Origin of the sequence: Arenibacter certesii DSM 19833 (assembly GCF_000429545.1) — a bacterium.
GTDB classification, from domain to species: domain Bacteria; phylum Bacteroidota; class Bacteroidia; order Flavobacteriales; family Flavobacteriaceae; genus Arenibacter; species Arenibacter certesii.
This window is the reverse complement of the sequence record NZ_AUCB01000017.1, coordinates 49,378-69,721: the sequence shown is the minus strand read 5'-3', so window position 1 is coordinate 69,721 and position 20,344 is coordinate 49,378. Positions and strand designations below refer to the sequence as shown.

Below are 20,344 nucleotides of genomic sequence, written 5' to 3'. Positions count from 1 at the left end.
AATTTTCGTTTAGAATTTAAAGGAGGAATTTATTCCTCTAAAATTGCAGCGATTCCTGGAAGGTCTTTTCCTTCCAAACTTTCTAACATTGCGCCACCACCTGTAGATACATAACTTACCTTTTCTTCAAAACCAAATTGTTTCACTGCAGAAACGGAGTCTCCTCCGCCTACAAGTGAGAATGCTCCGTTCTTGGTAGCTTCTGCTATAAAATTACCTACAGCGATAGTTCCCTTGGCAAAAGGTTCCATTTCGAACACTCCAACAGGGCCGTTCCATAAAATTGTTTTGGAATCTAGGATAACCTTTTTAAAGTTCTCAAGCGTTTGTGGTCCGGCGTCCAAACCTTGCCATCCATCTGGGATCTCATCCGAATTCACCACTTTGGTATTGGCATCTTTGCTAAAATCGTCAGCTGCCAAAACGTCTACGGGAATATGTACTTCAACTCCCTTTTTCTTTGCCTCTGCAAGGATCTCCAATGCTAGCTCCATTTTATCGTCCTCGCAGATAGAATCGCCTACTTTTCCCCCTTGGGCCTTAACAAATGTATAAGTCATGCCGCCTCCTATTATCAGGTGATCTACCTTATCTAGGATGTTTTCTATAATTGTAATTTTTGAGGATACTTTTGCGCCCCCAAGAATTGCCGTAATGGGCTTTTCACCAGTACGCATTACTTTTTCTATTGCCTCTATTTCCTTGGCTAATAAAAAACCGAAACATTTCTGTTTTGGGAAGAACTTTGCTACAATAGTGGTTGAAGCATGTGCTCTATGTGCAGTTCCAAAAGCATCGTTTACATAAATATCTCCTAGACGGGAAAGTTTTTCAGCAAATTCTTCATCTCCTTGCTCTTCTTCAGAATGAAATCTAAGGTTTTCTAGAAGTAAGACTTCTCCACTTTTTAAGTCTGCTACCGCTTTTTCAGCTACTGGGCCTACACAATCTTCTACAAATTTAACGTCTACACCAATTACTTGGGTAACTTCCTTAAGTATATTTTTTAACGAAAGCTCCGGGGATGCTTGTCCGTTAGGTCTGCCCAAATGACTCATTAATATTGCGCTACCACCGTCTTCCAAAATTTTTAGAATGGTGGGCTTTGCGGCAACAATTCTATTGTTGTCCGTTACTTTTAGATCCGCATCTAAGGGTACGTTGAAATCTACCCTGATTAATGCTTTTTTATTTTTAAAATTAAAGTCGTTGATGGTTCTCATATGATTACTAGTTTTATAGAATAGCAAATGTAAAGATTTAAAGGAGGTTTAAAAGGTACTTTCTCAAATAATTACCACTATCTAGGCAGTTAAATATAATTTTTAGGATAGATTTAAGGGTATGGATCGTGTTGTATGTGGATATGAAATTTGGGTTTCTTTTGGTTTAATTCCATTATATTTGGTGCATGTTATTTAAGGATATTTTAGGGCTCACCCATATTAAAGATCATCTTACTTCTAGTGCAGATGCTGGGCGGATTCCGCACGCACAACTTTTTATCGGTCCTGAGGGTTGTGGTAAACTGCCTATGGCAATTAGTTATGTCCAATATTTATTATGTGGTAATACTGATGGGGAAAACAGTACCGGTGACAACAGCTGTAATGTAAAGTGTAACTCCCTTTCCCATCCAGATATTCATTTTGCCTTTCCAGTGGCTAATTCAGATAAGGTAAAAAGTCATGCAGTAAGTGATAGTTACATGAAAGAATGGCGACAGTTTGTAACGGAGCAGCCGTATGGCAACCTTTTCGATTGGTATAAAATGATCGGAATAGAGAATAAACAGGGACAGATTGGAGTTGAAGAAGCCCAGATAATGGTTAAAAAGCTATCCCTTAAATCATACGAAGGGGGGTATAAGGCCATGATTATTTGGATGGCCGAAAAAATGAATACTGCTACAGCAAATAAATTGTTAAAGTTAATAGAGGAACCACCCAATAAGACCATATTGATTTTAATTGCTGAAGATGAAGAGCAGATTATTCAGACTATTTTATCTCGATGTCAAATATTGCGGTTTCCGCCGGTTGCGGAAGGAGCTATAGTAGAGGCTTTGGTGGAAAGAGGAATGGGTAAGGAAGATGCTATTAGAATTTCTCATGAAGCCAACGGCAATTTTAATAAGGCCTTGGATTTTATGAATAACGATTCTGAAGATCTAGTGTTTGAAAAGTGGTTTGTTCAATGGGTTAGATCTGCTTTTAGAGCTAAAGGTAATAAAGGGGCTATTCATGACCTAATTGCATGGAGCGAGTTGGTAGCTAAGACGGGAAGAGAGACGCAGAAGAAATTCCTAAGCTATTGTATTTCTGTTATGAGGCAGGCGCTCTTAATAAATTATAATGCCAAAGACCTTGCCTTTATGAGATTCCATGTGGAGGGTTTTAAATTGGAGAAATTTGCTCCTTTTGTGCATGAGGGTAACATTCTTTTAATTGTTAAGGAGTTGGAAGATGCAAGCTATCACATTGAAAGAAATGGGAATGCCAAGTTGATCCTAATAGACTTGTCCATAAAACTAACGCGCTTATTACACGCCAAAGCGGCTTAATATTTACTTTATATATGGATCATCTAATCACTAATGCTACGGAGCTATTGTTGCTTCTTTTTCTTATAATCACTTTTGTTCAAAGTGCATTGGATAAAATGCTGGATTGGAAGGGGAACGTTGTCTGGTTAAAAGGACATTTTAAAAACACCCTATTTCAAAACCAGGTACCGTTATTGTTGATAACGGTACTTATAACGGAATTGGCTGCAGGGGTTCTTTGTCTTTTAGGTATGTTTATGCTTATCGCTGAAGGTGGGAAAACTATAGCTATGGCAGGTGCTGTGCTTGCCTGTATTCTATTGCTAATGCTTTTGTTGGGGCAGCGTATTGCTAAGGATTATGATGGAGCTAGGACGATAGCTATATATTTTATCCCTACGGTATTCTTAGTGTTTTTACTACAATAATAGTATCACCTAGGAGAAATACTTATGTGGAATCCAATATGAACGTTACACTAGATGAATGACTTTATAATACTATATAGTCTGTTTTAAAGAAGTGTCTTCTTAAGGTAATAAAGCGGTAGGTGTGCAAAGGTCCATCTATACGAGCAATAATTGCTAGTCATTTTTTTAATTCTAAACAAGAAATGAAGATTTTAGACCGATCAGTCTGTGGGTTGTGTTATTAAATGCCTCATAAATTGATGAAAATTGATTAGCTTGAGAAGGTTTAACGCATTGTTTAAAATAGAAAAAGTGATTTTTTTAATAAACTACTAGCATGAATTTGGAAGAAGTTAGATCTAAGTCAATTGGTTTGGTGCTGTCTGGGGGAGGGGTTAAGGGAATGGCTCATATAGGCATGATTCAAGCCTTGAATGAGTTTGGTATTCAAGCCCAAGTAGTGAGTGGTAGCAGTGTAGGAGCTTTAGTTGGGGCTATGTATGCCAACGGGAATACGGTTTCCGAAATGCTTAACTTTTTTAAAGAGACCCCATTGTTCCGTTATCATTTTATGACCATTGTTAAGCCTGGGCTTTTAGATACGGAGCGATATTTTGATGTATTATTAAAATATTTTCCAAAGAATACTTTTGAAGCCTTAGAGCGAAAACTATATGTTATAGCTACAGATATGCAACGAGGGGAGGAAAGAATCTTCTCAGAGGGGGAACTTATTAGGCCATTATTGGCTTCCGCAGCTTTGCCTCCAGTTTTTAGTCCTATAGAAATTGAGGGAACTATTTTCGCCGATGGGGGTATCATGAATAACTTCCCGTATTACCAAGTCGCTGAGAATGCAGATTATGTAGTTGGCAGTAATCTCATGGGTATTAGAGTGTTAAGTAAAGAGGGGATTAATTCTTCATACCAATTGGCCAACAGAACAACTTCCTTAATGATGTATGCTAATAATAGAATTAAAGTTAAAAAATGCGATTTGCTTTTTGAGCCAAACGATTTAGACTTAATTGGCATTTTGGATAAGAAGGGTATAGAGAAAGCCTACACTATAGGATACGAACACGCTTTAAAAAAGTTACAAGAGATCTTTGTTGCCGTGTAATTGGTTTACGGTATCTTTTTATAAAAGTAAGGAACCAATTATTACTTAAGACCCGTTTGAAGCATTATATTACTTGTAGGCTGATAATCCGCAACCATTTTAATGAGTGGCCTCTAACGGCTTGCCAAGGCCCAATTAGACCTTGTTGTTAAAGTGTGATTGGTGCGTCTTTCTAATGATATTAGCTAAAGGGCTATTAATTGGTTATGAGCTCGTAAAAATGAATAGCAAACTTAAGTGGCATCGAAATAGCTGTGATTAAACTGAATTTTCATTTTCCTGAGAAGTCTGTTGCACCTTTAAAAAAAGTTCTCGACAACGAACCGACATCGAGTTGATGTCGGAGTTGCGTTCAAAAGAAAGTTCTCCTTTACTAATGTATTTGATGTTACTTCAATACTAATATCAATTCTAGAATTGAAGTTCGCCTTCTCGGCTGCGCCCTAGTGAGAGACTCAATTCGCTGAACAAACATTTAATAATTGATTTCAGATCCTGGATGGTTTAGAAAACCTTGTAGGTAGTGTTATAAGGTGTCAATGAAATAAACTTATGGTTGTAGAGTGACAAAAAAAAATTATAGCGGAAAATGAGACCCAATAGGGGTACGCCCCGCATATAAATGATTTTATTAGGTTGAGTTTTTGACTTCGCCTTCGCCTACCTCCTTAAGTAGGTAAACTCATTTACCGAAACTTCGCGTCGCTACGTTCCTTCGCTCCTGTTCTCGGTCCCGAATCATCGGAATCGTCCATTATTCTGAGGATAAGGAGCTTTGTCTCGCCCATTAAGTGACTTTACTATAAAACCACCCCAAACTTAGGTTAAATAAAGTTAGTGTTATCAAGTCCGGCCGAGTGAGTATGAATACTTAATACTACTTTATAGCATTCCTAATTCTAATTTTGCTTCGTCGCTCATTAGTTCTTGGGTCCATGGTGGATCAAAAGTAAGTTCTACCTCCACATCTTTTATCTCGTCTATAGATTTTACCTTTTCTTCCACTTCCATAGGCATAGACTCTGCAACAGGGCAGTTAGGGGAGGTTAGGGTCATCAAGATTTTAACCTCATGATCCTCATTTACAAGAACGTCATAAATTAATCCCAACTCATAAATGTCCACAGGAATTTCTGGGTCATATATAGTTTTAATAACACGAACTATTTTTTCTCCTAGTTCTTGGGTGTCTATTGTAGGTGTTTCTGTGCTCATTGTGTTAAAATTTTATGGTGAATAACCATTTAGTCTACATCGTAACGCTTCGCCTTTTAGTTTAATTGGGTCTGGTAGGCAATTGCATACAGTTTAAGCTGCTTAATCATACTTACTAGACCATTGGCCCTTGTTGGGGATAAATGTTCTTTTAGACCAATTTCATCTATAAATTCGGTGTCCGCAGCAATAATATCACTTGGCTTTTGATTGCTAAAAGTTCTGATTAGAATGGCGATGATGCCTTTAGTGATTATGGCATCGCTATCTGCGGTAAAGATCAATTTACCATCATTTAGTTCGGCATGTACCCATACTTTACTTTGGCAACCTTTAATGATATTCTCGTCGGTTTTGTACTGCTCTTCTATTAAAGGAAGGGATTTACCCAACTCAATCATATATTCATATCGCTGCATCCAGTCATCAAACATGGAGAATTCGTCAATAATCTCTTCCTGTATATCTTTTATACTCATATTGTATGTTTATCCAAATTAATCTGGAAATTCTTTACAAAAGTACAACAAGTACTATTTACATTCAAAAACATGTAAATATGAGATTGCGTACTATGTCAACATCGCTTTGGCTCGCTTAACTCCAGCGACCAAAACATCTATTTCCTCTTTGGTGTTGTAAAAACTAAAACTGGCCCGTACCGTTCCAGGAATTTTATAAAAATCCATAATAGGTTGAGCGCAATGGTGTCCAGTTCTAACCGCTATTCCCAATTTATCTAGAATACTCCCTATATCATAGGGGTGTATGCCTTCTATATTGAAAGAAACAACGGCTGTTTTTTCACTAGATGTGCCGTATATTTTTAGCCCTTCAATGGTTAGAAGCTGATCAGTGGCATACTTTAATAATTCGTCTTCGTATTGCGCAATGGCATCAAAGCCAATAGTATTCATGTAATCCAGAGCAGCGCCAAAGGCAATCCCACCAGAAATATTGGGTGTGCCGGCCTCAAATTTATGTGGAAGGTCTGCATAGGTTGTCTTTTCAAAGGTTACTTCCGCAATCATTTCGCCCCCGCCTTGGTAGGGAGGTAATTTATTTAACCACTCTTCTTTACCGTATAGGATTCCAACTCCTGTGGGTCCGCACATCTTATGACCAGATACCACATAAAAATCGGCATCCAGTTGCTGAACATCTGCTTTGATATGAGGGGCGGCCTGCGCTCCATCTATTAGAACTGCTGCTCCTACTTTATGCGCCGCAGTAATAATTTCCTTAATTGGATTTATTGTGCCTAAGGCATTGGATACGTGATTGCAAAATACCAATTTTGTTTTTGGATTGAGTAAGTTGTGGTATTCATCCATTACTAACTTACCATCCAGATCCATGGGAATTACTTTTAACACCGCTCCGGTACGTTCGCACAACATTTGCCATGGTACAATATTGGAGTGGTGCTCTAGTGCAGATACAATTATTTCGTCCCCTTTATTTAGTAAGGCGCTGAAGCCATTAGCCACCAAATTAATACCGTAGGTGGTGCCTGGTGTAAATATAATTTCGTGGCTTTTGCTTGCGTTAAAATGCTTTTGAATCTTTAGTCTTGCCTCCTCATACATCTCGGTCGCTTCTTGGGAAAGGCTATGAACCCCTCTGTGTATGTTGGAGTTGTACCGACTGTAATAATCCACAATAGCATCGATAACCATCTTAGGTGTTTGTGAGGTGGCAGCATTGTCCAAATACACTAAAGCTTCGCCGTTGACTTTCCGATTTAAAATTGGAAAATCTTTACGAATGGTAAGAATATCGAAAACAGTGTTTATCATAACGGTAAATAACTGACTTTGGGGATTTTATTATCCTAATTACAAGTCAAAGCCAATATTAACCCCCAGTTTTTTGGCGATGATTTTATTGATTCTTGCCTTAAGCTCTGGAATACGTACCGTAGACAAAACGTTGTTGGCAAATGCGTACATTAACAATGCCTTGGCCTCTTTTTTAGGGATACCTCTAGATTGTAGATAAAATAATGCCTCCTCATCCAACTGTCCAATAGTACATCCGTGAGAGCACTTAACGTCATCTGCGAATATCTCTAGTTGAGGCTTAGTATTTATTGTAGCTTTATCGCTTAACAAGATATTGTTGTTCTGTTGAAAGGCGTTGGTTTTCTGTGCAATTTGATCTACAATAATTTTCCCATTAAAGACAGCTGTAGCATTCTCATCATAAATACCTTTGTAATCCTGATAGCTCTCATTGTTGGGCTGAATATGATGTACCAATGTGTGATGATCTACATGCTGCTTTCCTTCAATAATGGTTACGCCTCTTAGCGTTGAGTTAACACGCTCCCCATTTTGATAGTAATTAAGATTGTTCCTTGTTAATTTTCCGCCAAATGAAAAGGTATGGACATCAACAGTGCTACCATCTTTTTGATCAATATAGGTGTTGTCTACCAAAGATGCCGTAAGTCCATCATTCTGAACTTTATAGTAGTCTATAATGGCATTTTTTCCAGCATAAATTTCGGTTACCGCATTGGTAAAGACTTCATTAGAGGTAAGACTTTGATGTCGTTCTATAACCTGTAGTTCCGAATTCTCTTCAGCAATAATTAGGTTACGTGGCTGTGACATTAAAGCCGCTTCAGTACCGGTAGAAAAATGAAGTATCTCTATAGGTTTTTTAGGGGTCTTGTTTTTAGGGATATATATATAAGCCCCTTCCCTGCTAAACGCAGTGTTTAGATTGGTTAAAGAATCCTCCTTTGAAGCAATCTTATTAAAATATACATCTATAACCGCCTTGTACATGGGCTTGCTTAGTGCAGAGCTCATTAGGCAAACATCTACGCCATCATGCGTTGTTTCCGATAAATAGGAGCTATACACGCCATCAACAAATACAATTTTGTATGTGTCGATCTCATGCATAAAATAACGCTTAACATCCTTGTAGTCTAAGTCGCTTTCAGTTTTGGGGAATATGCTGAAATCTACCTTTTGTAACGTATTCAATGAGGTATATTTCCACTCCTCCTCTTTACGGGATGGAAATCCTTTTTCCTCGAACTTTTTTATTGCTTCGGTGCGTATATCGTGTACAGAATGCTCCACGTCCACATTATTTTCAAACGCTAAAAAAGAGGAGACTAATTTTTCTTTTAAATCCATTTTTCTAAGTTGTAATGTCTAAATGTCAATTGTTATAAAGTTTCTTATTTATACTGCAAGATATTTTATTAAACCACTTAACATTTTAGCTATATTTTCTATTTGTTCCTTTATGATGATAAACTCCTTACTAACCAAATATCCAAAAATCCATCTCTAGATTTAACTGAGGCCTTACCGTATTGGTAGATCACCTATAAATTTATGGAGGTGTATAAGCTCTTTATCTGTTTCTCTTTCAAATCCTTCTGCAATATTGGAGCTCATAGAAATGGAAGCTCTTCTCATTTGCTTTTTTAAATCGAATTCCTTCTCACACTTTCTGTTGTTGAATACTGCGTAAATCTAATTTTGAAATCTGTACCCTCTTTCCAAGAGTTAATTTCTTCAATTGAATTTATTTTGGACATACCCAACTTATTATTTGTAGCACGATAAATCGACTTTTTACATGCGGACTTGTGATGAAATCAGGGGTAAATTTAAACCACTGACTCTGGCTTTAGCCAATCGTATCCTTTCTCTTCCAGTTCTAGTGCTAATTCTTTGGTGCCCGACTTTACAATTTTTCCATTGTGAAGTACGTGTACAAAATCTGGTACTATATATTCCAATAGGCGCTGGTAGTGGGTGATCAATATAACAGCGTTATCTTTAGTCCTTAGGGTGTTTACGCCATTCGCTACTACTCTTAGGGCATCAATATCCAAACCAGAATCTGTTTCATCCAATATGGCCAGTTTAGGCTCTAACATAGCCATTTGGAATATCTCGTTCCTTTTCTTCTCTCCTCCAGAAAAACCTTCATTTAGAGAACGGGATAAAAATTTTCTGTCGATACCTAATAATTCCGATTTTTCACGAAGCAACTTTAGCATTTCCTTTGCTCCCATTTCTTCCAAGCCTTGGGCTTTCCTAGATTCGTTTATAGCGGTTTTGACGAAGTTAGTTACCGATACTCCAGGAATTTCTACGGGATATTGAAACGAGAGAAATATACCCTTATGGGCTCTTTCCTCTGGGGAAGATTCTATTATGCTTTCATTCTCCATTAATATTTCCCCTTCGGTAACTTCAAACTCTTCTTTTCCTGCAATTACAGAGGCCAAGGTACTTTTTCCAGAACCGTTTGGTCCCATTATAGCATGTACTTCTCCTGCATTTACGGTTAAATTGATCCCGTTTAATATTTCCTTGCCATCTATATTGGCGTGTAAGTTTTTAATTTTCAGCATTTTAAAACTATTTTTCTCGTTATAGTGTATTTTTATAATCCAGATTACTATTTTCTCTATTTGGAAGAGGTTTACCCTACAGAGCCCTCCAAGCTTATTTCTAATAACTTTTGAGCTTCCACTGCAAATTCCATCGGTAATTTGTTTAAGACTTCCTTGCTAAACCCGTTAACAATAAGAGCAATTGCTTTTTCGGTATCTATTCCTCTTTGGTTGCAATAGAAAATCTGGTCTTCCCCAATTTTACTGGTAGTTGCCTCGTGTTCTATCATCGCGGACTTATTCTTCACTTCTATATAAGGGAATGCATGAGCGCCACAATCGTTCCCCATTAACAATGAGTCACATTGGGAGAAGTTTCTGGCATTTTCTGCTCTACTACTCACCTGTACTAATCCTCGGTAACTGTTTTGGGAGTGTCCTGCAGAAATACCTTTGGAGATAATAGTACTTTTCGTATTTTTTCCTAAATGGATCATTTTGGTCCCGGTATCTGCTTGTTGGTGATTGTTGGTCACTGCAACGGAATAGAATTCACCAATGGAATTGTCTCCTTTAAGAATACACGAGGGATATTTCCAAGTAACAGCCGATCCAGTTTCTACTTGGGTCCAAGAAATTTTTGCGTTCTTTTCGCAAATTCCTCGCTTGGTTACAAAGTTATAAACACCACCTTTTCCTTCTTTGTTTCCTGGGTACCAGTTTTGTACAGTGGAGTATTTTATCTCTGCACCATCTAAAGCTATCAGCTCTACTACCGCCGCGTGTAATTGGTTTTCATCTCTAGAGGGTGCTGTACAACCTTCCAAATAACTAACATAACTATCTTCATCCGCAATTACCAACGTTCTTTCGAACTGCCCTGTTCCTGCTTGGTTAATTCTAAAGTAGGTAGACAGTTCCATAGGACAGCGTACTCCTTTTGGAATATAACAGAAGGATCCATCTGAAAATACAGCCGAATTCAAGGCGGCATAAAAATTGTCCTTTTGTGGAACAACGCTACCTATATATTTCTTCACCAATTCTGGATGCTCTCTAATAGCTTCTGAAATAGAGCAAAATATAATTCCTTTTTCCGCTAAAGTCTTTTTAAAGGTGGTGGCTACAGAAACAGAGTCCATCACAATATCTACAGCAACTCCTGCCAATTTCTTTTGTTCATCCAAAGAAATTCCCAGCCTCTTAAAGGTATCCAATAACTCAGGATCTACTTCATCTAAGCTGTCGTATTTTGGTTTTGAGTTGGGAGCAGAATAATAAGAAATGGCCTGAAAATCAGGCTTTTCATATTTTACATTGGGCCATTCTGGCTCAATCATTTCCTTCCAGATTTTATATGACTCTAATCTCCATAAAGTCATCCATTCCGGTTCTTCTTTCTTTTTGGAAATAGCAATCACTACCTCCTCGCTCAATCCGACTGGAAACGTGTCCGACTCAATATCCGTATAGAAGCCATACTCGTACTCTTTGGTTTCCAATTCTTTCTTTAGTTCTTCTTCTGTGTATGCCATTTCATATAAGTTAAAGAGTTAAAAAGGGAAGCAGTTTCATCTCAACCAATTCTCTTTTTAACGCATTTTGCAATTTAACAAATGCTCATTGTTACAATATCACTTTTTATCTCCTGTTGCATTATAGCGAGAAACTTTCGCCACAGCCACAAGTCCTTTGCGCGTTGGGATTATTAAAGACAAACCCCTTGCCGTTAAGTCCACCAGAATATTCCAGTACGGTGCCCACGAGATACAAAAAGCTTTTTTTGTCTACTACTATCCGCACAGAGTTGTCTTCAAACATTTTATCAGTCTCCTTAATTGTTTTGTCAAAATTAAGCTCGTAAGATAAGCCGCTGCATCCGCCACTTTTAACACCTACCCTCACATAGTCGGTGCCTGCATCAAAGCCTCCTTCGCTCATAAGGGCCATTACCCTTTCTTTTGCTGTTTCAGATACTTTAATCATCGTTAATTGGATTTAATCTAAATTAGAGTACAAAGATACTACATAAGAAGTGTTTTACCATATTTTACAACATTAATCTAGCCAATAGGACTATCAGACTTCTCTATGGGGAAAATAAGGGTAGGGGACACAGTTTGGAAGTGCGTGCAAACATTGCATAAGCCCTCATTTTAAAGTTTGCAATAGAAGAAGGAAAATACGATTATTGTTATATAAGTATAATGAGGAGCTATGAATTTGGTTAAAAATCGTGGGGTTAAGTAGAGTAGCGGCTTCTATATGTGGTAGGAAAGTAGTATGTTGCACTCTTTAAGGTAGTGCTGTGTTCCAGGTGTTGCCAGATTATAATTATAAAAATACTAATTACGTGAAAGGCCTGTAAATGTAGAATGAAAGGAGGTAGATGAAAAATTATTTTCTTTTATCTTCATGTCATTTCAAATATTTACTTTAAATTCAACTGCATTTTAAAAAACCGAAAAAATCTTTTAAAGTTATGTCCAAGAAAAAGACCACATTTAATAATAAATCTCGAAGGGATTTTATCAAGGGTGCCGGGTTGGCTACAGCCGGATTTATGATTGTTCCAAGACATGTTTTGGGCGGCCCAGGCTTTGTTGCCCCCAGTGATAAATTAAACATTGCCGGCATTGGTGCTGGTGGGAAAGGAAAGAGCGATCTTACTTCCTTTGCTGAAAGTCCAAATGTAAATATTGTAGGTCTATGTGATGTTGATGATAGACAATCTATAGAGGCTAGAAAATTGTTCCCAAAAGCTAATTACTACGCAGATTTTAGGGAAATGCTAGAAAAAGAGAAGAATAATATTGATGCTGTATCCGTATCTACCCCAGATCATAATCACGCGGTACAGGCTTATATGGCCATGCAAATGGGGAAGCACGTATATGTTCAGAAGCCCCTTACCCATGATATCTGGGAGGCGAGAATGCTTACTGAAGCGGCTAAAAAATACAAGGTAGTGACGCAAATGGGGAATCAAGGCGGTTCTGGCGATGGCGTGCGCAAGATGAAGGAAATCTATGATACGGGTATCATTGGTGAAGTGCATACTGTTGAATGTTGGACAAATAGAGCGATTTGGCCACAGGCATTACAAACACCTACAAAAAAGGATAAAATACCAAAAGGACTTAATTGGGATCTTTGGTTAGGAACGGCAGAAATGCGTGATTATAACGATGCTTATCTTCCATTTGATTGGAGAGGCTGGTCAGATTTTGGAACAGGAGCCCTAGGAGATATGGCTTGCCATATTATGGACCCAGTTTATAGGATTCTTCCTATTCTGTATCCAAACCAAGTAGAGTGCAGCGTATCTGATTCCTTTAAAGGGAAGTTTGAAACTGCAGATTACCCAAAAAGTTTTCCTAACTCCAGTAAAATTCACCTTAGCTATCCAAGAACCGATGGGAAAGGCAATGTAAAAGTTACTTGGATGGATGGCGGATTGCTTCCAGAGCGTCCAGAGGAAATGGGAGATGACGAGCCAATGGGGAACTGGGATGGTGGTGTACTGTTCATTGGTACCAAAGGAAAGTTGATGGCAGATTGTTACGGAGCTAATCCAAGACTTCTTCCATTAACGTTGAACGAACAATTTGAAGTAGAAGAAACTATTGCAAGAGTTCCTGAAGGGCACTATTTGCAATGGGTTAATGCTTGTATGGCTGGTTACGGAAATGCGGAAACAAGTTCCTCATTTGATTATGCAGGTCCATTTACAGAAAGTATCCTTATTGGAAACTTGGCACTTAAAGCCTATTTTGAGGAAGATCCAAAAGCAGAAGGCAAGGGCTTCTGGAGTGGTGGCTCTAAGTATTATGGTAGAAAGCGTTTGTTATGGGATGCAGAGAATATGAAAGTGTCCAATTTTGAGGCCGCTAACAAATACGTAAAACGGAATTATAGAGATGGGTACTCCTTAGGTTAGGAATAACATCTTGGTCCAAATACAAAAACGCCAGTCTTTACAAAAAAGGCTGGCGTTTTTATTTACACACATATTATAAACACCACTTATATACACCACTTTTGAGCTTGATTCGTGGTTTTCTTGATGACTGATTAATCTTAATTATAGTCAAAATTGAAAATTAGTGCACTTCTATCAATATTTAACACAAAAGGTTTAATAAATAAATTTACTCCTTACTTTTGCAGTATGTTAGAAGATAAGAACCAAGAAAGAACAAGCCTAGAAAAGTTGGGGGAATTTGGACTGATCCAACACCTCACAAAAAGTTTTAAACTTAACCACAAATCTACCCTAAAAGGAATTGGAGATGATGCTGCCGTGCTCGACTTTGGTGGAAAGAAAGCCATAGTGTCTACGGATATGTTGGTAGAGGGTGTGCATTTCGATTTAAGTTATATGCCATTAAAGCATTTAGGGTATAAATCGGTGATGGTAAATTTATCGGATATTTATGCTATGAATGCCATAGCTACCCAAATTACGGTCTCTATTGCCGTTTCCAATAGATTTCCATTAGAAGCTCTAGAAGAATTTTATGCGGGTGTTGCCTTGGCAGCAGAACTTTATAAAGTGGATCTGATAGGGGGTGACACTACATCTTCTACTAAAGGGATGATTATTAGTGTTACTGCCATTGGAGAAGCCAATGAGGCTGATATTACCTACAGAAATGGAGCAAAACCAAACGACCTTTTGGTGGTTTCGGGAGATTTGGGTGGTGCATATTGCGGCTTGCAAGTTTTAGAGCGGGAAAAGGAAGTTTTTAAGGTGAATCCCAATAACCAACCAGACCTATCTCCGTATACATATATAATAGAGCGACAGTTAAAACCCGAATCGCGAAAAGATATCAAGGGTCTATTGCAGGGATTGGAAATAAAACCCACGGCAATGATAGATATTAGTGACGGACTTTCCTCAGAGATTCTGCATCTATGCAAGGCAAGTGAAGTAGGTTGTAATCTGTTCGAAGAAAAAATTCCGCTAGACCCAACTGTAATTTCAGCATGTGAAGAGTTCAGTATAGACAGTACTTTAGTGGCTTTAAGTGGGGGAGAGGACTACGAACTGTTATTTACCATAGATCAAAAAGATTTTCCTAAAATAAAGGGTAATCCACATTTTTCAATTATTGGCCACATGACCGATAAAAATGAAGGAGCTAATTTAGTTTCTCGTAGTGACACAAAAATTCCGATTACTGCCCAAGGGTGGAATTCGTTTTCTTAAACAAAAAAAAATTCCCGAAAATTGATTGTAACCTATCTTAACTGTCGTGGGGTAAATAACAGGTTCAAATAAAAATTACACAATCAATCTTCAGGAACTATCTTATATATCAACCCGTAACGATTGCTAAAACAGCCCTGATCCATCGGGTTTAGGCAACCTGCTGGTTGGAGCTGTGTCTTTTTTGATAAATATGCTCTAAAGTATTGTTGATGTCTTGCAATTCTGGGGTTAATTCGGATAGGTTGCCACTGGCATCCGTAGTTACCTGTTTGTAGCAGTGAACGCATTTATATTCTTTAATATGTAATGTAATCTCTTTGGTAACACCATAATGATGTCCAAAGATACTGCAGAAAACTGCGCTAAATCTGTTGCTGTAGTGGTTGATTGTTTTTATCATAATTTAAGATTTTAGGTTGTAATGTTAAAGTGTGATAGCCTTAATAGCTAAAAATTTAATGTTTTGGTTGTTGGTATTGGTGTAATTTTAAATTCGTAACATTCTATGAACGTAAACATTTGCAATTTATTGGAATTCATATGTGTTTTATGTGATTATTTCGGTCAAATTGTTTCTTTTTCGATGAATGGTGGTTTTTAGACAGTTAATTTGGGTTTTATGCTAAGTGGTTTTTACCCTATCTTTCGTCGAAATTTTTCAGTATGCTTAGGACTAAAGAAACTCTGATAACCACATTTGCGATGTTCTCCTTATTTTTTGGAGCTGGTAACCTAATTCTACCTCCATTATTGGGTTTTAAGTCTGGCGAAATGTGGTGGTTGGTTACTTTAGGTTTTGCTACCTCTGCAGTTTTGGTACCTGTATTTGGTATATTGGCCCATGCTAAATTGCAAGGGACTATTTTTGATTTTGGAAAAAAGGTTTCTTCAACCTTTAGTCTAATATATTCCCTTTCTATATATGCGATTTCTATTAGCCTTCCTTCACCTCGTACCGCTTCAGTAACCCATGAAATTGCCGTTCAGCCATTTTTTAATATCTCGTCCCTCACCACAAGTGTTATATATTTTTCCTTAGTATTTGTTTTTGTAATTAATAGGTCCAGATTATTAGATGTGCTTGGCAAAATTCTCACGCCCACTATTATTGTAATACTGTTGGCTATAATAGGAATTACCATTTTTGATGTAGATGTAAGTTTTGGGGAAGCAACTATTAAAAATCCATTCAGCATTGGTATATTGGAAGGTTATCAGACCTTTGATGCTATTGGTGCTGTAGTTGTTGGAGGTGTAATTATAGTTTCTATCAATTTAAAGACTAAAGCCTCTTATGAAGCCAAAAAAGGACTGATCCGTAAATCGGGCTGGTTGGCTGGGCTGGCACTATTCCTTATTTATGCTGGATTAATTATCACAGGATCATTAAATCAAAATAATTTTTCTCCAGATATCAGTAGAACAGAGCTGTTAACAGGAATCAGTAGGCTTACAATGGGAAATACAGCCAACATTTTTATAAGTATCCTCGTAAGTCTTGCATGTTTTACCACTGCGGTGGGAATTGTAACTGGTACTGCCGATTTTATTAAGGAACGCTATTCTAACTATAGGAATGCCTATCTATATACAGCGATACTTGGTTGCGTTCTTGGGGTTTTAATTGGACAATTTAATGTTGCGTATATCATTACGGTGGCCTTGCCTGCCCTTATGTTTATCTATCCGTTAACTATAGTGCTTATACTTTTAAATGTTGTCCCAGATCGCTTGGCATCGCCTATAGTCTTTAAAGTAGTAGTTTTAATAACAATCTTGTTTAGTATTCCTGATTTCTTGGGGAGCTTGGAGTTTTTGACCATTGATAAAGGTATTTTTGGATGGATACCTTTAAGCGGGCACCAATTAGGATGGGTGCTACCTGCTGTTGTGGCATTTGTGATAGCTAACGCTATACGAAATTCTGCTTTGGTAAAGGATCCTTCTTAAAAAGTGCCGAAATAATATTACAAATAAAAAGAGCCGGATATTGCCAGCTCTTTTTCAATAGTTATAAAATAAATAGGTTGATTATTATGCCTTGGCATTCATCAACTCCTCAATTTCCTCAATTTCAATAGGGATATTGGCCATTAAGTTGAATGGTGCCCCATTTTCTTGGATAACAACATCATCCTCTAACCTAATTCCCATTTTCTCCTCTGGGATATATATTCCGGGCTCTACGGTAAATACCATATTCGCTTTCATGGGTGTTTTTAAAGCACCGTAATCGTGGGTATTTAATCCAATGTGATGACTTGTGCCATGCATAAAGTACTTTTTGTAGGCTGGCCAATCCTTATCTTCGTTTTGTACATCGGCCTTATCTAACAATCCTAATCCTAAGAGTTCGGAGGTCATTAATTTACCTACTTCCTTATGGAATTCCGCCCACATGGTTCCGGGGACTAGCATGGCTGTAGCCTCGTTTTTAACGCTAAGTACTGCTTCGTAAACTTCTTTTTGTCTTTTTGTGAATTTTCCATTAACAGGGATGGTACGGGTTAAGTCGCTAGAATAATTGGCATATTCTGCAGCTACGTCCATTAACAGCATATCGCCATCATTGCATTGTCTGTTGTTTTCTATATAATGTAATACGTTAGCATTGTTTCCAGAAGCAATAATAGGGGTGTAGGCAAACCCTTTAGAACGGTTTCGGATAAACTCGTGTAACAGTTCCGCCTCAATTTCATATTCCCAAACACCCGGCTTAACAAAGGGTAATAAACGTCTAAAACCCTTTTCGGTGATATTACAAGCCGTTTGCATAATTGCGATTTCTTCTGGCTCTTTAATCCCACGTATTTCTTGAAGGATAGGACTGCTCTTTGCCCAATTATGTGCCGGGTAGTCCTGCTTGCACTGCGCAATAAATCTGTCCTCCCTAGTTTGGGTTTCCACCGCTTGTCTGTAGTGCTCGTTGGTGTTAAAGTAAACCGTCTCTGCTTCGGTCATAAGATCAAAAAATATCTTATCAAAATCCGTAAGCCAATAAATTGTTTCAATCCCTGAAACCTCAGTAGCTTTTTCTTTGGTGAGCTTTGCTCCCTCCCAAACCGCAATATGAGCATTGGTTTCCCTTACAAATAACACTTCCCTGTGTTTTTTGTCATGGGCATCTGGGAAAAGTAATAGTATGGTTTCTTCCTGATCTGCACCACTTAAGTAAAAAAGATCCCTATCCTGCTCAAAGGGAAGAGTGCTATCTGCACCTATTGGGTAAATATCATTGGAATTGAATACCGCAATGCTTTTTGGCTTCATTTGTGCCATAAATTTCTTGCGATTTTTTACAAATAATTGCTGTGGTATTTGCTCGTACTTCATCAGTTATGTTTTTTTTGGGCATAGCATCTTGCCATTGATATCTTCAGTGGTGAAACGGTGTAGTCAATATTCCCACCAATATAGCAGCGACCTCATTTATGCGCCAGTTTTTAATTATATCTGCAAATTTAAGAAATAGGTTATGCTTAATGCCATTAAGGCGCAAATCATTTTAAAAGGGACCGCTTACATTCCCGAAATTTTCAAAATAGTCTATCTTCGCTGATTAATCGGAAAGCTCTAAATAGCATTTAAAAGCAGATTGCTTCATTATAAATTTAATTATTCACATGACTAAAAGTTTCGTATTTTTCTTTTTCTCAATTGTAGTTGTGGGGTGGTCCCAAGAAAAAAAATCGGCCGTTACAACTGACGATTATTTTAAAATTTTACGTGAGACAATTACGGGTGAAAAAGCCTATGAAACTACAGCTTTTGTATCCCAATACTGGAGGGTAGTTGGGAATGAGGGCTTTAATAAAAGTATTTTTAAAGTAGCTTCAGAATTGGAGGCCGCTGGCTATGTGCAGGAGACAAATGCAACTATTTTGGACCGATTCACCTATAGAATAGAGAAGAGGTCGTTGCAGCATCCTACTTGGGAGCCTGTAAGTGCCGAGGTTAGTCTTGTTGGGAGCGCCTCACCGTTGCTTAAACAGGCCACCAATCGCAATATGGTTTATTTAAATTCTGCTTCTACTCCAAGTAATGGAGTTGTAGGGGAGGTGGTCTATATAAAGGACTTAGGGGCATTAAAAAATTCCCCGGTAAGAGGCAAGATTATTTATACCGATGCCAATCGTGTTTCAGAAATCTATAAGGAGGGAGTGCTTAATAATGGTGCCTTGGGGATGTTTAGTTATAATAATCCTGGCTACTTGAAACCAGAAATAAATACGACCTCTATTCAGTTTCGTAGCCTACCCTATCATCCAAATAATAAATGGGCCATAGCGCTATCTTATGAAGCTAAGGAAACATTAAAATCGGCTATGGATAAGGGAACCGTAAGAGCTAAGGTGAATGTGGCTACTAAATTATATCCTTCAGAAGAGCTAACCTTGGTGGCTGATGTTAGGGGATCTGAAACTCCAGGAGAACGACTTGTTTTTAGCGCGCATGTTCAGGAGCCAGGTGCAAATGATAATGCTTCTGGCGTAGGGGCGCAATTAGAAATGGCTATTACAACGGCTAAACTTATAGCCTCCGATGCTATTGATGCCTATAGGAGTATCAGTTTTCTTTGGGGAGATGAAATTATATCAACCAATCGGTATATTGTTGAGGATGAGGAAAGGGCCAAAAGTATTAAATGGGGCATTAGTTTAGACATGGTTGGGGAAAATACCAGTATAACAGGCGGGACCTTTCTTATTGAAAAAATGCCTGATCCTAGTGCTATTTGGACAAGAGGGGAAGACCAGCATTCTGAGTGGGGTGGAAGAGTGCTAAGACTAGAGGATATGAAACCACATTACTTGAACGACTTTATGATACATAATTTTAAAAATCAGGGTGAGTTTGCTAATTGGGTGGTAAAAACCAATCCGTATGAAGGGGGCAGTGACCATATGCCCTTTTTAAAAGCGGATATTCCGGGATTATTGCTTTGGCACTTTACCGACCAATTTTATCATACAGATAATGATACTATGGATAAGGTGTCGCAAGAAACCTTGAGAAATGTGAGTACCGCAGCCTTAGCTAGTGCCCTAACCCTGGTAAATGGAGATAGCTATACGGCTACAGCAATAATTGACCTAATGAAAGATGCTGCTACCAATCGCTTGGCGGCAGAATTTTTATTGAGTGAAAGAGCTGTAAAAAAAGGGGCGTCTTCAGAAGAGGAACAACAGATTATTAAGGCATGGACAGATTGGTACATAAAAACTATTGATTCTACTAGGGATATGGCTAATCCGGGAAATACCGCTATTGTGGAAAAGGCCATTTTAAGTGCGCGGTCTATTATTGAAATGCAGTCTGACAGCTTTATCTCCGAATTAAAAAGAAAGTAGGAGGAAAAATATTATAGAACAAAGAGTGCGGTTCTCACTAAGGACGGTACAATGTAATTTGGTTTTTATTAGGTTTAAGGGAATGTAAATTATCTTAATTATGCTATAGT

Annotated in this window: 18 protein-coding genes; 7 read left to right on the top strand and 11 right to left on the bottom strand. The window is 38.0% G+C overall.

Features of this window, described 5'->3' with window-relative positions; all coding sequences use genetic code 11:
• Positions 1 to 29 precede the first annotated feature (29 nt).
• Positions 30 to 1,223 carry a phosphoglycerate kinase gene (locus G466_RS0110495; protein ID WP_026813628.1) on the bottom strand — a complete coding sequence of 398 codons (1,194 nt, stop codon included), beginning with the start codon at positions 1,221 to 1,223 and terminating at the stop codon, positions 30 to 32.
• 188 nt (positions 1,224 to 1,411) lie between these two features.
• On the opposite strand from G466_RS0110495, the gene G466_RS0110490 reads away from it, so the two are divergent.
• The 3 genes from G466_RS0110490 (at position 1,412) to G466_RS0110480 (ending at position 4,078) form a co-directional block, all read left to right on the top strand.
• Complete coding sequence (locus tag G466_RS0110490; protein WP_026813627.1) at positions 1,412 to 2,563, top strand: DNA polymerase III subunit; 1,152 nt, start codon at positions 1,412 to 1,414, stop codon at positions 2,561 to 2,563.
• 14 nt (positions 2,564 to 2,577) lie between these two features.
• Positions 2,578 to 2,973 carry a hypothetical protein gene (locus G466_RS0110485; RefSeq protein ID WP_026813626.1) on the top strand — a complete coding sequence of 132 codons (396 nt, stop codon included), beginning with the start codon at positions 2,578 to 2,580 and terminating at the stop codon, positions 2,971 to 2,973.
• A 319-nt stretch (positions 2,974 to 3,292) separates the two neighbouring features.
• Complete coding sequence (locus tag G466_RS0110480) at positions 3,293 to 4,078, top strand: patatin-like phospholipase family protein (protein WP_026813625.1); 786 nt, start codon at positions 3,293 to 3,295, stop codon at positions 4,076 to 4,078.
• Between the two features lie 882 nt (positions 4,079 to 4,960).
• Here G466_RS0110480 and G466_RS0110475 read toward each other — a convergent pair.
• From G466_RS0110475 to G466_RS0110445, 8 genes are all read right to left on the bottom strand, one after another.
• Positions 4,961 to 5,293, bottom strand: a complete 333-nt coding sequence (locus tag G466_RS0110475) for an SUF system Fe-S cluster assembly protein (protein ID WP_026813624.1) — start codon at positions 5,291 to 5,293, stop codon at positions 4,961 to 4,963.
• Between the two features lie 56 nt (positions 5,294 to 5,349).
• Positions 5,350 to 5,772 carry a SufE family protein gene (locus G466_RS0110470; protein WP_026813623.1) on the bottom strand — a complete coding sequence of 141 codons (423 nt, stop codon included), beginning with the start codon at positions 5,770 to 5,772 and terminating at the stop codon, positions 5,350 to 5,352.
• Positions 5,773 to 5,865: 93 nt separating this feature from the next.
• On the bottom strand, positions 5,866 to 7,092 hold the full coding sequence (locus G466_RS0110465) for an aminotransferase class V-fold PLP-dependent enzyme (RefSeq protein ID WP_026813622.1): 1,227 nt from the start codon (positions 7,090 to 7,092) through the stop codon (positions 5,866 to 5,868).
• Positions 7,093 to 7,131: 39 nt separating this feature from the next.
• Positions 7,132 to 8,448 carry a Fe-S cluster assembly protein SufD gene (gene sufD, locus G466_RS0110460; RefSeq protein WP_026813621.1) on the bottom strand — a complete coding sequence of 439 codons (1,317 nt, stop codon included), beginning with the start codon at positions 8,446 to 8,448 and terminating at the stop codon, positions 7,132 to 7,134.
• A gap of 174 nt (positions 8,449 to 8,622) precedes the next feature.
• Positions 8,623 to 8,793: a four helix bundle protein gene (locus G466_RS23510; protein WP_084418795.1), complete on the bottom strand. Its 171-nt coding sequence runs from the start codon at positions 8,791 to 8,793 to the stop codon at positions 8,623 to 8,625.
• Between the two features lie 137 nt (positions 8,794 to 8,930).
• Positions 8,931 to 9,683, bottom strand: a complete 753-nt coding sequence (gene sufC / locus G466_RS0110455) for a Fe-S cluster assembly ATPase SufC (protein ID WP_026813620.1) — start codon at positions 9,681 to 9,683, stop codon at positions 8,931 to 8,933.
• A 71-nt stretch (positions 9,684 to 9,754) separates the two neighbouring features.
• Complete coding sequence (gene sufB, locus G466_RS0110450; RefSeq protein ID WP_026813619.1) at positions 9,755 to 11,200, bottom strand: Fe-S cluster assembly protein SufB; 1,446 nt, start codon at positions 11,198 to 11,200, stop codon at positions 9,755 to 9,757.
• Positions 11,201 to 11,321: 121 nt separating this feature from the next.
• Positions 11,322 to 11,651, bottom strand: coding sequence for a HesB/IscA family protein (locus G466_RS0110445; protein WP_026813618.1), 330 nt, complete (start codon positions 11,649 to 11,651; stop codon positions 11,322 to 11,324).
• Between the two features lie 496 nt (positions 11,652 to 12,147).
• Between G466_RS0110445 and G466_RS0110440 the strand changes: the two genes are divergently transcribed.
• Together G466_RS0110440 and thiL are read left to right on the top strand one after the other, a co-directional pair.
• A complete protein-coding gene (locus G466_RS0110440) occupies positions 12,148 to 13,605 on the top strand; it encodes a Gfo/Idh/MocA family protein (protein WP_026813617.1) in 1,458 nt (485 codons plus the stop codon).
• 231 nt (positions 13,606 to 13,836) lie between these two features.
• Complete coding sequence (thiL, locus tag G466_RS0110435; protein WP_026813616.1) at positions 13,837 to 14,880, top strand: thiamine-phosphate kinase; 1,044 nt, start codon at positions 13,837 to 13,839, stop codon at positions 14,878 to 14,880.
• Positions 14,881 to 15,031: 151 nt separating this feature from the next.
• On the opposite strand, the gene G466_RS0110430 is transcribed toward thiL, so the two are convergent.
• Positions 15,032 to 15,283, bottom strand: a complete 252-nt coding sequence (locus G466_RS0110430; RefSeq protein WP_026813615.1) for a hypothetical protein — start codon at positions 15,281 to 15,283, stop codon at positions 15,032 to 15,034.
• Between the two features lie 263 nt (positions 15,284 to 15,546).
• Between G466_RS0110430 and brnQ the strand changes: the two genes are divergently transcribed.
• On the top strand, positions 15,547 to 16,833 hold the full coding sequence (gene brnQ / locus G466_RS0110425; RefSeq protein WP_026813614.1) for a branched-chain amino acid transport system II carrier protein: 1,287 nt from the start codon (positions 15,547 to 15,549) through the stop codon (positions 16,831 to 16,833).
• Positions 16,834 to 16,917: 84 nt separating this feature from the next.
• On the opposite strand, the gene G466_RS0110420 is transcribed toward brnQ, so the two are convergent.
• Entirely contained in the window at positions 16,918 to 18,216 is a 1,299-nt protein-coding gene (locus G466_RS0110420; RefSeq protein WP_026813613.1) for an aminopeptidase P family protein, read from the bottom strand.
• Between the two features lie 290 nt (positions 18,217 to 18,506).
• On the opposite strand from G466_RS0110420, the gene G466_RS0110415 reads away from it, so the two are divergent.
• Positions 18,507 to 20,234, top strand: coding sequence for a M28 family peptidase (locus G466_RS0110415; RefSeq protein WP_026813612.1), 1,728 nt, complete (start codon positions 18,507 to 18,509; stop codon positions 20,232 to 20,234).
• Positions 20,235 to 20,344 lie beyond the last annotated feature (110 nt).